General features: G+C 42.2%; 12 protein-coding genes. 10 read left to right on the plus strand and 2 right to left on the minus strand.

The window, feature by feature from the left end; translation table 11 throughout:
* Positions 1-576 precede the first annotated feature (576 nt).
* The 10 genes from ltrA to ACJJIE_RS11945 all read left to right on the plus strand — a co-directional run bounded on the left by ltrA (position 577) and on the right by ACJJIE_RS11945 (position 10,543).
* Positions 577-1,869: a group II intron reverse transcriptase/maturase gene (gene ltrA, locus ACJJIE_RS11900; RefSeq protein ID WP_444891821.1), complete on the plus strand. Its 1,293-nt coding sequence runs from the start codon at positions 577-579 to the stop codon at positions 1,867-1,869.
* A gap of 203 nt (positions 1,870-2,072) precedes the next feature.
* Complete coding sequence (locus ACJJIE_RS11905) at positions 2,073-2,366, plus strand: hypothetical protein (RefSeq protein ID WP_444891822.1); 294 nt, start codon at positions 2,073-2,075, stop codon at positions 2,364-2,366.
* 157 nt (positions 2,367-2,523) lie between these two features.
* Positions 2,524-3,384: a S1 family peptidase gene (locus tag ACJJIE_RS11910; RefSeq protein ID WP_444891823.1), complete on the plus strand. Its 861-nt coding sequence runs from the start codon at positions 2,524-2,526 to the stop codon at positions 3,382-3,384.
* A gap of 279 nt (positions 3,385-3,663) precedes the next feature.
* Entirely contained in the window at positions 3,664-3,981 is a 318-nt protein-coding gene (gene gapS6a, locus ACJJIE_RS11915; protein ID WP_444891824.1) for a GapS6a family protein, read from the plus strand.
* A gap of 3 nt (positions 3,982-3,984) precedes the next feature.
* A complete protein-coding gene (gene gapS6b, locus ACJJIE_RS11920) occupies positions 3,985-7,308 on the plus strand; it encodes a GapS6b family protein (RefSeq protein WP_444891825.1) in 3,324 nt (1,107 codons plus the stop codon).
* 1,212 nt (positions 7,309-8,520) lie between these two features.
* Positions 8,521-8,766, plus strand: coding sequence for a helix-turn-helix domain-containing protein (locus ACJJIE_RS11925; RefSeq protein ID WP_444891826.1), 246 nt, complete (start codon positions 8,521-8,523; stop codon positions 8,764-8,766).
* 162 nt (positions 8,767-8,928) lie between these two features.
* Positions 8,929-9,444 (plus strand): hypothetical protein, encoded by a 516-nt coding sequence (locus ACJJIE_RS11930; RefSeq protein ID WP_444891827.1) that lies wholly within the window; start codon positions 8,929-8,931, stop codon positions 9,442-9,444.
* The gene (locus tag ACJJIE_RS11935) at positions 9,444-9,647 is read left to right on the plus strand and encodes a hypothetical protein (protein WP_444891828.1); all 204 of its coding nucleotides are present in this window, start codon (positions 9,444-9,446) and stop codon (positions 9,645-9,647) included. Before ACJJIE_RS11930 ends, ACJJIE_RS11935 begins: the two co-directional genes overlap by 1 nt.
* Positions 9,628-9,783 (plus strand): hypothetical protein, encoded by a 156-nt coding sequence (locus ACJJIE_RS11940; RefSeq protein WP_444891829.1) that lies wholly within the window; start codon positions 9,628-9,630, stop codon positions 9,781-9,783. The genes ACJJIE_RS11935 and ACJJIE_RS11940 overlap by 20 nt, the downstream gene beginning before the upstream one ends.
* A gap of 115 nt (positions 9,784-9,898) precedes the next feature.
* Positions 9,899-10,543 carry a hypothetical protein gene (locus tag ACJJIE_RS11945; protein ID WP_444891830.1) on the plus strand — a complete coding sequence of 215 codons (645 nt, stop codon included), beginning with the start codon at positions 9,899-9,901 and terminating at the stop codon, positions 10,541-10,543.
* A gap of 66 nt (positions 10,544-10,609) precedes the next feature.
* Here ACJJIE_RS11945 and ACJJIE_RS11950 read toward each other — a convergent pair whose 3' ends face one another.
* Both ACJJIE_RS11950 and ACJJIE_RS11955 read right to left on the minus strand, forming a co-directional pair.
* On the minus strand, positions 10,610-10,813 hold the full coding sequence (locus ACJJIE_RS11950; RefSeq protein ID WP_444891831.1) for a hypothetical protein: 204 nt from the start codon (positions 10,811-10,813) through the stop codon (positions 10,610-10,612).
* Positions 10,814-13,073: 2,260 nt separating this feature from the next.
* Positions 13,074-13,754, minus strand: a complete 681-nt coding sequence (locus tag ACJJIE_RS11955) for an SPM autocatalytic domain-containing protein (protein WP_444891832.1) — start codon at positions 13,752-13,754, stop codon at positions 13,074-13,076.
* Positions 13,755-13,791 lie beyond the last annotated feature (37 nt).

Raw genomic sequence — 13,791 nt, forward strand, 5'->3', positions numbered from 1 at the left:
CAAGTCAAGCAAGCGGGACGCCGTAACCGGCGCCCCTTCTTGAGGCGTGTGTGCCAGGCATGGCATTTAACTAGAGAGGTGGAAGTCCTCTTACCAGGTATTCGTGGAGCCGAAGGTTAGCGAAAGGGCAAGGTCAATATCGCGAGGTATTGGCTGGAGGAAGCCCAACGCAAATTCACGGGGTGATGAACAAGAACTGGATATGAGGTGTGACGCAGGTGGAGCCAGTGGGCACGTGACCATAAAGCTCTCCATCCACAACTGGCCTGCGTTTTATAAATCCAGCATCTACGTGAAGAAAGTTAAATGTCTTACCCTGGGAGGTCTATGGGTTGTTAATGGAATGACTGAAAACTGAGAGATTGGTTTTGACCGACCCATAGAAGTCAGCAGAGGGCATAGTAGGTAGATTTCGTGCTACTGAAGGCCTGAACAATTCTGGACAGTACTATTAATGCAGAGCTTGATGACTGCATCTGACAAGTAACTTAGTTGCCAGAGAAAAAAAATTTTTTTTCTGGGTGAACATCAAACTGGAAACTTAATCATACATTGTCCAATTTCTCATCTCTTTTAATGCAGCGAATTCTAGATAGGAATAATCTGTTTCGAGCATTACAACAAGTTTCTCGTAACCAGGGTGCACCAGGCCTCGATGGTATGACGGTAAAACAGTTGCCGGAACATCTTAAGCAGACTTGGATTGCTACCCGACAAAAGGTGCTAAGTAGTAGCTATCGTCCTCAACCGGTGAAACGCGTCTTTATACCAAAAGGCAATGGAGGCCTGCGTCCATTGGGTATACCCACTGTGCAAGATAGGTTGATCCAACAAGCTATCGCACAGATACTCAGTGAGCAATGGGAGCCGAAGTTTCATGCTCTTAGTTTTGGTTTTAGACCAAATCGATCGGCACACCAGGCGATTAGACAGGTCCAAAACTTTGTCCGGCAAGGAAAGCGCTGGACGATCGATATGGACTTGAAATCCTTCTTTGATGAAGTGAATCATGACAAGCTCATGCTAACACTGAAGCAAAGCGGAATACCGGCTGATGTGCTGGGGTTGATAAACCGATACCTAAAAGCGCCAACGGTAGTCGATGGCAAGGTAATAGCTACAACAAAAGGCGTACCGCAAGGTGGGCCGTTATCTCCGCTTCTAGCGAATATTGTGCTTAATGAACTGGACTGGGAGCTGCACAAGCGGCAACTCAGTTTTGTACGATATGCCGATGATTTTCAAATACTGGTGGGAAGTCGTCGGTCTGCAGAGCGGATAAAAGTAAGCCTTACGCACTTCATCAAATGTAAGCTGAAGCTCACAGTAAATACTGAGAAGAGTGCAGAGGATCACTTCTGGAAGCGGAGCTTTCTAGGATTTAGATTGCTGAAGAAGGATGCCCGGATAAAGGTATCAGAATCATCGACTAATAAATTGAAGGCAAAGATCAGAATAATCACCCGCCGAACACGAGGCCGCAAGTTTACTCAGATCATAGATGAGTTAAAGAAGACCCTGCTTGGTTGGAAAGCGTACTTTGACATCAGTGAAGTACTGAGCCCTCTGAAAGATCTGGACAAGTGGATAAGGCGGAAGTTGCGATGTTATTTATGGAAGCAATGGGGACGTAGTGGTTACCGCAGATTAAGAAGGCTGGGCGTTGATCGTTTTTTAGCGTGGAACACGGCCAAATCAGCGCATGGACCATGGAGGCTAAGCAAAAGTCCTGCCCTTTACAGAGCATTGCCAAATAGATACTTTAGGAACTTGGGGCTGCCGGAATTGGCAGATAGGAAGGGGAATAGAATTGAACCGCCATGGTACGTGACCCGTATGCCTGGTGGTGTGGGAGGAGGGGCATCGTGAGGTGCCTCCCTATCCCGATTCAGGATGTAGAAAAACTAATTTGTTTGTCTGACCTATCAAAATTGATCGAATTATGGGCAAAAAAGACATCTCTACGTGCATTCTGAGTTAGTTCTCTTAGCTGAACACTCTAATTTTCACATAGAATAACAATAGGAAAAGTGGCGTGGAGTTTTTCTACACCCACGTTAGGTTTCCTGGAGATGCTAAAACCAGATACGAACATAATCCGAAGATTGCTGAATGAAGGTAGAGAGCAAGATCTTTTCGATTTAATGGAGGGGGATTCGGTCTACAACTGGGAGGATTTGCTTGAAAACCTTCCCGGCAAGAACGGTGATCGAGAAAGAAACATGGATGAACTTTATACGACTTGGCTTGCCGTTGATCATGTTCGCTTTATTGTTAACTATGGCCACGAAAAATCTCAAATAATAGATAGAAATATGGTTTACAGCACTAGACTAGAAGCATTTGAAAAATGGCTAGAAATGTGATGTCTTCGTCTTACACAACAAGAGCTATACGCATATTTAGAGGATAATCCACTTGATTAACCCAAAACCTAGTAAGCGCGGGCTGACGGAACGCCTTTCCGCTCCTTCGTCGCTACAAGTCGTCCGCAGCTGCGGGCCTTATGCATAAGGAAACGCAATGAGTGAATATGTTAATCCTGTGGAGTTGCTAGTACACAGTACTATTCGTATTGAATGCCAAACTCCAAGTGGTATTAGTTCAGGGTCTGGATATTATTTTGGTTTTCTTGCTAATGGCGAGGGAAATGTTCCATGTATAGTTACAAACAAGCATGTAGTTAAAAACGCCATAAAAGGACAGTTCTTTCTTTCAAAGCAAGCAGAAAATGGTAAGCCCGATCTTGGTAAACATTTCCCTATTGCTTTTGATAATTTCGAATCAATGTGGATTGGTCACCCTGATCCAAATGTTGACTTAGCCATATTTCCATTGGGGCCAATTTTTCATCAAACTGAGCAACGAGGCATAAAGTTGCATTATATGCTTCTAGATAAAAATAGCTTAGCCAATGACAAGTTGCTGGATAGCCTGCCAACTATGGAAGAAATCATAATGATCGGCTATCCAAACGGAATCTGGGATGAAAAGCATAATTTACCAATTATCAGGAAGGGAATATCAGCTACACATCCAAAGCTTCCATACAATGGTAAGCCCGAGTTTATGATTGATGCAGCGTGTTTCCCCGGTTCAAGTGGTTCTCCAGTGTTTCTCGCCAATATTGGCAGCTTTGTTGATGACAAAGGTAATTTATGTGCGGGTACTAGAATAGCTTTGCTTGGAACTCTCTACGCTGGCCCTCAGCACACTGCAACAGGTGAAGTTAAGGTTGTTGAAGTTCCAACTGATACAAAGCCTATTTCAATCTCAAGCATTCCTAATAATCTCGGTTTAGTAATACATGCAAGCAAGCTCAATGATTTCGAATCGATTTTACAAAAAATCGTAGGTTCAAAGCTAGCGAGTGCAAATGCATAACAAGTCAATTAACTTCGCGCCTACGGCGCCGGACGTAGATAAGCTGCGCCGGTTATTGAGGCGTTCGCACGCTGAGCGAGATCGTGCCGAGATCTAATGAGGGTGAGCAGAAAAACAGACGCTCATCACACGATCAGCAATCTCCGCTTTCGACCCAACGCGGACTTTAATAATTAATATAAGGACAGGTGCTGTTAATCATACTTATACAGCCTTGAATTATTATTACATGCCCACATTGATTGTACTGGATAACAATTTCACCAAGGAGACAGGACGATGGAACCAATAACAACGATTGCTTTATCAGGCATTGTCTATGACATGCTCAAGCATTCAGTTTTACTCACAGCATCTAACATAAAATCTCGGCTAGCAGATTGGTTGGTTGAAGATACTATTGCGGAAAAATTGGAAGTCGAACTGGCTAAACTTAACCTAAACGACGATATGAGTGAGAAGGCTATTACTGCAACTATGAACTCATCTGACACATTGTTAGCAATAATGGGTCAAATCAAGCGATCAACTACCTCTACAATCAATCAGACACATAGCGGCATAGGTGACAATATAGCAACTATAAAAAATGCTTAAATTATGACTGACATTAATCAGCATAAAACAGCTGTATCCCAAGTTCATAAGGGGACAGGCGATAACATTTTAGTAGTTGAAAGTCATGGCGCAATTACGCCTTCAACACTGAGTAATAGTCTCAACGACATACTTTTGGATGTACTACATCGTAAGCACAGAGCAGTAATAGAAAAAGTAGAGATTCTTGAGAAGTCAGGAAATCTTGATCCTCAATCAACAAACTTTCTTACAGTAATTAAACTACTTGTAGATTTTGTTGATGGGAAAATAGCTGATGATGCTTCAAGACAGCTAGATTCTATTGTGCACTCTAATCCAGCTCCTGATCTGTTGGACATTACTCAAGCAGCTAAAATAATCCTTTTTTGTAAAAAAGAAGATCAGTCTAGTGCAAAAGCATTATTTGAATCAATTCAATCTCCAGGGCTATATTCGAGGAGCGCTTTCTACGAATATTTACCTGACCATGCTGAATTAAGCTCAATTTATGAAAATTATTCTCATAGCCTAGTTGAAGTAGAACTTTGTGCGATTGTTAGGGGTTTCTTAAGAGCGAACAATTTTGCTTTGGCAGCAGATATATCAGATCTTTTGGTGAAGCGATACCCATCAGTTAATAGTCGTTTCTTGGAAGCTCTTTCAAAAGTTAATAACCTGCTTCAAGGGCGATATATCCACTTTTGGATTATTTCAGCAACTCAGAAAAAGCAACTGTTTGAGTGGGCTGATAAGCTTTCTGAATTACTCGATGAAAGTGAAGGGCTTGATAGTCGAATAGTCGAACTCGCTGGTCATGTATGTCATTTTTGCTATGGTGAACATCAGGGGTTGCTGGAGTCTTGCTGGAAGTATATTTCTGTATTTGATAAACATGCGCCAAACGCTGCAAAGTCTATTCGTAGTGTTTTCGAGGCCAACCCCAGCTATGGTGATGGCTTAATTAGCGAGATGGCTAAAGCGCAAAGTGATAAGGCTTACCGAAAAGAAGTAATAGATAATCTAAAAAAATCTAAAGAGCTATCAGCAGAAGATGTTATTATTTTGAGTCGGTATGGTGATACTGAGTCTATACAGAGTTGGATAGATGAAGGTGGAAATGTCGCTTCAGATGATGATTTTGAGAAAGACTACTCAATGCTTGAATTGGTTTGTTTTTCTTATGAAAAATCACCGGAAGTTGACGCAAGGATTTTAAAACAGGGAAAAGCCTTTCTCTCAAAGCACCAAGAAAAGCTTAAAGAAATAAATCCGATTCGGTTAATTGAGCTTGCCAATAAGCTTATTGATGCAAATCAAACACATTTAGCTTCACAGCTTTTAAAACCGCATATCCCTGAGGCAGATATCTGGCCGTCTGAACTTGTTCGATGCTACTTAAACTCGCTGCTGGGTAGCGGTCAATACAAGACGCTTGACGACGTAATTGAACAAATTTCCTTTCACGAAAGAGATAGCTTTGTGTGGCAGGTTATCGCCAGAAAGCTTGAGTATCAAGGCGATATTCCTGGTGCTATAGATGCTTTAAAGAATTCGCTTGAAACTTTCCCTGACTCGCTCAATATATATTATTACCTTTTATATCTTTATTTTCATCATGAGTATTCCGAAGACGAATTAAAAGATTTTCTTTCGAGTATCCCAGAAAATATTCTCGAAGAAGAATCTTCTCAGGCATTAAAGATGCTTTTGGCTATAGCCAAGCATCATGATTTTACTTTGGCCGAAAGAATAATTCTGAGTTGGTTTATTGCCAATCCAATTAGATCCGCAGTTTCAATTACAGATTTTTATGGCGGATTATTATTTAATAAGATAGATCGTCCTACGCTTTCTCTTTCTTCAGGCGGTTGTATTGGTGCATATCAATATACTAGAAACAAACAGCACGTCACTCAGCTTATTGTTGAACCCCATCTAGAGACTGAACATAACTCATTGTTGAAAGGAGATACCCCATTAGCTGAAATATTGATTGCCGGCGAGGATCAAATGCTTGGTACAAACAGTATAGAGAATATCAAACAGGTATCACCATTAATAGCTGCATTTACAATTGCAGCCGAAATAAGGCAGGCAAATAATCATGGGTTCGACCCATTTATGCAGCTCGGTGGGCCCAATACGACGGTAGAAGAGAATGTTGATCAGCTAATTAAAGTGCTTCAATCTCAGGACAATCGAGAAGAACAGGTTTCCGACCCCAAAATACCACTTTATATGAAGGGGCACTTGATCGGTAATGGGTGCCCAGTCCAGAGGGCTTATGGCCATTTAACTTCAAAAGTTTCTCACAAAGAACCATTGCCGAGTTTTGGCGCTGATAAGCCAGAGAGTGCCATTCTCGATATTTATGGGGTGCTGCTTTTAAGCTTCTATGGGCTTTCATCAGTAATATCACAGAGCAGTATCAACCTCTATATAACTGATGAAACCAGAAAATTAATTGAACATTGGCTAGAGCAAGTTGATAATGACGATCATGGGCGTTTTAATGTTGGCTCCGACGGGAAGATTTGGGTGGAGTTTTCAGAGGACATCCAACAAAAAACGAAGACCATAAGAGCTGGTATCAATGTCGTCATGGAGAATGCTGAAGTTCTTTCTCCGGACTTGGTAGATATGCCGCCTGAACTGATGTCAATTCATGACTCTGTTGATATATCAGTATTTTCAAGTATGACGTTGTCTCACGCAAATGACATACCCTGGCTATGTATTGATCCGATGTTTGCTAGCTTATGGTATGCAGCTAACAATAAAGTTATCAACGCTAACAACTTGCTTCTGGCAATAGCAAAAAATGCTAACTTTGAGGATAAAATAGAAGGTATATATCTTCATGTTGCTAATGGAATGCCAAGGTGGGTTGGTTTTGATGAGCTTGTGGATCTTAGTAAATCTGATGATGAGTATGCACCATATTTTTTGGCTAAACTACTCGAGATGTATCCATCTTCATATGGGAATAGTCTAGATACAACAATGTTTGTGGGATTTCTATTGTCCAATGCTCTATTAAAAACGCTGAACTCCAGTCATCCTATTTGGGGTGGGCTGCATGAAAATAACCCTTTAAGTAATGGCTACTTAGAAAAACTCTTTTATACAGTTTGTCGTGTAGTGCTTGCGTCAGAGAGCGAACAGAAAGCAGAATATAAATTTACTTTTCTTATAAATGGGTTGATTGATACTTTTGGCTGCTCGGCAGCAATGAGGAGGTTAATTTTAACACTGGCTACCAAGTTTGCTCGTGGTCACTTTCTGGATTTTGATGCCATTAACGCTCATATGAAATCTTTTGCCTCTAGCACTGAAGAAGCATAGCTTAACGCATTTAGTAAGACTATCGACGCTACAGGTTTTGCATAGCAAACATGATAATAATGGTAAGTAAATAATATAAAATGGGATAAGTTATTCTTTTCCCCTTATAACTTAATGTCCGCTTATGACCGGTTGCAGCAGATCTCCCCCACGAAATGGATGTCTGCTTTTGAAGCGAAACAGGGATAGGTAACGTCTAGACGGTGACATCTAACTTCTACATCAGCCGCGCTCGAACAAGGCCTTGCGCACGGACACTTTGACTACTGCGTCCTTTCGCAGCCGCTCCAGTCCTTGCCGTCAAGTGCCTGTGAAGGCGAACGTTAAGTTTACAGAAATACTATGGATTTAAGCTGGAACCCATTTCCTGAGTATCGAAACTTCTCTTTTAATGCGATCCATGACGACTCAGAGGGTTTTCGAATACTTTTAGAGGCTAACTGTGACAAGTTATCTAATAAGCAAGCATTACGTATAAGGTTTCCACTGGCTGGCCCAATGTACTACCACAGAACAGATGAAAGCTTTTTATTATCGCCTGAAAGTACGATAGGCAATCCAAACACTACATTTCAGCGAACAAGAGCATCAGATTTAATTGAGCGATTTCACATGTTTAGCTGCAATATTTATCGAGAAAATTCTATTGTTCATTATTGTATTTATACTGAGAATGAGTGTATTGAGGTTCTATCAGTAGTTGAACCCATCTGTGAAAATTTGTGGCACCAGAAAACTTAACAACTAGGCGGTGTCTGCCGGTGATTCAATTCTGATAATTGGCTTGTTCGCTTGTTTCCCATTGTTTCTCCCCCGTTAGCCGTCATGTTTACATCTCCTACTTAGCGTTGAGTTAGGGTGATTCATCCTCCAGTAGAGCACGTTTAAGTGGAAAGAGTAGCCCTGGGAGAGTGGCCTTTTCCTCATCAGTAATAGCTTTAAGGGCTGCTTCCCGAGGCCCAGATTGGGACCACTCCATGATTAACTCTCGAGCAAGACATAGTGCCTCCAACTTTTCCAATTGTGATAGAAAAACTTGCGTAGGCACTGTTGAGTAATTCGCTAGAAGACTTCCCATAACTCCCCCTGAATTCATCAAAAGTAATAGTTTTTGTTAACTTTCTAACAGTATTGGTTGTATTTGTTGTGATGTCAACAAAATTTGTTAACTTGCTAACTTTTATTGTTACTATCTTGGAATCATGAGACAGGGTGAATAAACAAGTGATTACGGGAATACAAGTACGGATGGCTAGAAGTGGCCTGAAATGGAGTGCCCAAGATCTGGCAGAAAAAAGTGGAGTGGGCCTTTCGACAGTTAACAAGATAGATCGAGAGGATGGAATCCCTTCTGTGCGTATTCAGAATCTTGTAGCTATTGAGCAGGCTCTACTTGCTACTGGCCGTGTTCGCTTTGAAGGGGAAACTGGTGTGTTTGTTCAGCCTTTTGAGGGCTGACATCTATTGGGAGTCGTAGTACTTTTCCTCCCAACACTGGCTTGCCGAATGCATGAAATCACAGGATGATTGACTACCCAGTGTAAAGGCCCACTGAGTCGTACGGCAAGCTTGTGGTATGGTTGAAAAAGGACTAACAGCTTCAAGGAGTGAGGTAACACAATGTCACTACCCTCAAGGATCGAGGCAGAGCAGCGCTACGAAAAGCTGCGCGCACTCGCTTTGGAAGTTACACAGAATTCACTAACGGGTAATTTGAAACTAACTCAGATAATCCCTCAGGCCCTAGAGGCCACCCAAATCTGGGAATCCTCAAGGCTTCGCCAGTACAACTGGGACTGGCCGCAAAACTATAGCTACTACAAGAAAAGCTACCCCAAGCGTTTTGAAGTCGCCGTATGGGAGAACAACATACTTACGGCTATCTCTTTAGGCCGTCCGACTTATCATGCTACAGGGTTGCGCTTGGATGTAGTGGAAGCCATGCCGCGAGACCTGGGTGAACGCTCCAATGTATTCGATACGATTATCCTAGCGTATGAAATCTATGCGCGGATGATCAATGCCAATCATATTAGGATTATGAATCCGGTTAATGAAACGGTGAGAGCCTTCTATGAGAGATACGGATATCAGTACATCGCCAAGGGCGACTACCTGACAAGAGATATATTGTGATGACTGATAAAGACAAAGTGAAACGCCTGGCTGAGGCCAGACAAAAGAAAGGCTGGACGCAAAACGAAATCGAAGAATTTGCCAAGCGCCGCAGCCGTGAACTAAAGAAAATTTCCGAGGATATTGAGGAGCCTGATCACCTCGCCTCTGGAACCCAAAAATCTATCGAAGAGATATGCAAGGATGACGACAAAGACGAATAAGCCACAGTCCAATACGGAAAAGCAGTTCGCACCGCAAAAGGGGGAAGTGTCACCGGAAGATGCCCGTACTAAGGCCACTATCTATGCAGCTCAGATTAAGGCCCAGATGAAAAGTAAGGGGGCAAAATTGAAATGAATGAGATTTATGCACAACAGTTGTGGTGAATGCACAGAAGAGCCCCCTTTCCTACCCACTGAAATATTAAATGCCTGACCGTTTTTCTTGTGCTCAAGCAGAGTTTATATACTAAATGAGAAAGTCTTTTATCTTAGTCTTTTCTGTTATTACAGCTGTTTTAGCTGTTTTAGTAATCTTATCAAACCAAGGGGTTCAAGCTGTTTTAGCTGGTATTTTTGGTGTGTCGGCATCTGTACTTGTTGGCCTTATTGCAATCGATCCAATTCAAGAACTCTTAGAGCAAAGACGGTGGGAAAAGGCTAAAAAATTAATATTTCCAATGCTGAGAAAGCAGATAAAGAATATCGCTGATGAATCAATAATGAGTGCTGATATAGACTATAGCCACAAAATGCTTGGGAGATTTGACACAATTGCCAATTTCAATCAATGGGTTGAGGAGACAGAGTTAGCGGTTGAAAAAAATGGCAACAGTAATCATCTCACTAATCAAGTGGTTGGCTTGATTCGGCATCCAGATGTTGAGTGGAGTCTTGATGAGATAAGGTTGAGGCTTATACCTAGGCTTTACCTGCTGGCTCCAAGCTGTCAAGCAGTAGAAAAGTCGCTTGCATTTGAGAAGGCCCATGCGGATTTAATGGATACAATAATTATGCATGAAAGAGTGGTAACGGGTTCTGCCGGAAAGACTTACCTAAAATTTGTAGAATCAACTAGGGACTTTTATAAAAGTCTTATTCTTGAAGAATATGAATAAGTGTTTACGCCTATTCGATTTTCTGATGGCATAAGGTGTTAGTACTCGCTCAAAAACTTTGGCTATCTATTTCTTGGGCATACAAAGGGCAACAAGAGCCTGCTCTGTTCTCATTTTGATGGGGAAACGTGCAACGACTTGGCGTTTCCATTCGGCGGCAGCCGCTTCACAGGCCTGCTTACTGTCAAATTCGACCATCGCAATGCTTGCACCAGAGTCCGCACTATTAGGGGCAAAAGAAAGTGTCAATATCAAAATAAATTGCTCCATATGAGCCTCCCTGGTTGGCGTTGCTCCACTGAGCCAAATTCCCTGCCCTGATTCTACCTATTGAGGTTATTAGGTCAATTTATAGTTTACTTTTTAATCAAAAGGATGTTTCTGGAATGGGGCCACCAAAATACCCTGTTAAATTGTTACACCCTTCATCCGAAACACATTAGGGGTAACAGAAGGGTGTGACAGCGAAAAGCTAGTAACCATGCGGCCTACAGCGATTCTGTAACACCTGTACACCTGTAACACCTTTATTTGAGAGGGGGACAGATTCGCCGTCCCCTCACCCCTTTGGCTGGGCTAAGGCTGCGGACTAGGGGGATATCATCAAAGTGTTAGATGTGTAGGTATATACCTCGGCAGATATTGAGAGGGCATTACTGAATTGCTCCTGGGCCTCTATTCATGACGGAGTCGGGAATCTATTCGAATGTACTTACTTCTCCTCTAGAGAACGCATATTGTGCGTATCCTAAACGGTAAAGGTGTGATTTTAATTCACTTCCATGCATGGTGGCTCAGGCTGTGAATATCTACCTGGCGTAACGGCGTAGCTCCCGTTTATGGCTGAGTCTTTGGCTGGCCAGGGCATCCGATATCTCTACTTCTGGGACAGCGTGTAGATTAACCGCCCACTAGTTGGCTGGATGGCTATGGCTGAACTCTAAGCCAAGCTTAGGGTTCGACGGGTCCTCCTGAGAGGCTAACACACGGGTAATTCGGACCCTGCTCAGTTAACAGATATCTGATTTTTCCTAGGGGGGTTATACCCTCCTTAGAGCCAGTTAGGGGCAAACCCCTAATTCGGGGTCTGGTGTTCTGACCAGCTGAACCCACGGGGGGTAGGTTGGATATCTGGCAGCCTTGTATCCGGTACTATCGTCCTAGCTTAGATTTCACAATGGCTTAATTCAGGTAGGGGGGAGTAATAATTAGGTAGTTGTTCTGGGCGTTTCAAACCGACAAAGTGTCGGTTTTGGTCTGGCAGTGAAAACCGGTGATTTGCCGGTTTTGGTTTACCTCTCAAAACCGCCAATCCTGCGGTTTTGGAGGAGGTGAACATAGGCCACCTGGGTATTGAGGTGTTGTCGCGCTTCGCTACTCCATCTCAAGTGCTCTACCAGCCGCTCATGCTCAAGCCCGCCCCCTGTCGATCGCAGGCCAAACCGCCAGATTCGCGGTTTGAGATATATGAAAACTGGCCAAGACTAAGGTCAAATCAGCTGATATGGCAGGATGTGTATAGACGCTCTTTTTAGTGGTATGTCCTATTGCTGAATGCCTTTAATTGAGGAGCAGGAATTCAAAGTGGTGCTACATTTGGTGCTACTTTTTTCAAGATTAAACCCAGAGGCCCTGGAATCACTAGCTTTCCAGTCGTTTTTCGAGTCCGGCCTCTGTACCATCTCTCAAACCCGCGTCAGCTCTAGCTTTCGCGGGTTTTTCATTTCTGCGTAGGCAACTTTGTAAAAGACTCTTTTGTTGGTTTTAGCGCCAAAGTGTCAACAAAGTGTCAACGCGAAATCACGTTGACACTCTGCTACCCCGTAAGCCTTCCGGCTGTGCAATATCCTTTCACTTCTCTTCGCAACTCTTCAAAGTGTGAAATCCATGGTGGATCAACTTCCCGCACCAGCTCAAGCCCTGGCCCCTTGTGTCATTTCACCAACTAAAAGAACGCCAAAATCGGCAGGCCTGGGGAGGAGTGACTTACTTAACTGGCATATTCGCACTATGTTAAATAAGTAATGAACAGAGATGAAAAAGTTATCCAGCGCTACAGACTATCCAAGCACTCTATTCACTTCTTGCTTACTCTCACCAATAAAAATTCAAAAGCACTCCCGTCCACCCACTTATAAAAGCCGGCAACCCATTGATTTTTTTGAAGGTTTCTCAAGATGGGATAAAAATATTGTGAGCAGAACAGCACGCCCAGTCACCAATCAATGTTACACCAAAACACTCCCAAATCCCAGTCCTACATATCAAGAGCCCGTATTACAGTATTTAGAGGTGATTTGTAAACCCGCTATAGGGGAGGAAATTCATCTACAATAAAAAAGTGGGGCGAGCAGCCCCTCTATTAATCAAAACTCAAAATAAAACCTGCCTATAATTACGATTATCTTAAATAACTTAGCAAGTGTACCAGGGTCGTTCTGCACCCTTTTAAAAGGCCATTCTTGACGATAATAAACACAAGCACCACCTTCAAAAAATTCAAGCCTATAAAAAATGCAAACATTAAAAATCAAATTAACTGAAAAAACACATCAACAACTAAGGTTTTCCTTTGTTTCATTTTTCCGCTTTCATCCACTATAGAAATTTTTGCATACTCCCAAAATGGCATTAAATTTCCACTTTTATCTACTCTATTCAAATTTTCCTTCGGAATTATCGGCAGGCTTAAAACTGATGATTCATTTATTTGGGATATTTCGCTAGAATCTGAAACACCATCAGCATTACTATCAAGCCACAACTTTAGATCCCCCCAAATCACATCCTTAGAACTGATTTTCCCATCGTCATTTCCACCTAACAAGGGAGAATCATATTGTGCCAATGCCAAAAATCCATTTGCGGCCAACAAACCGCTTCCATCTAAAAGTCTTGTAGTATTACCAAACAACTCTGAACCATCATCTACAATTCCATTATTATTTGAGTCCAAAAAAAGAAAAGCTTCGTTTCCATTTTTGGAAACCCACTGTATGTGTATTGGAGTACCTGTTGCAGATATATCAAAATAAACACCATTACCTCGTTCAGCAAGGTTAATTCCATCTCTACCAAGATCAATAATAATTGGATCTGTATATGTACAAGGGTGGGAGTAACCTCTTCCAGTCATACCAAATGCAAGTAATACAATTAAAGTACCCCTTAAAACCAAAAAAATACGCTTTGTTATAGCTTCAACTTTCATGTTAGCCTCATTTTTTTACCTAAGGACACATAGTGTT

The organism is Microbulbifer maximicatervae (SeqCode) (genome assembly GCF_052467325.1).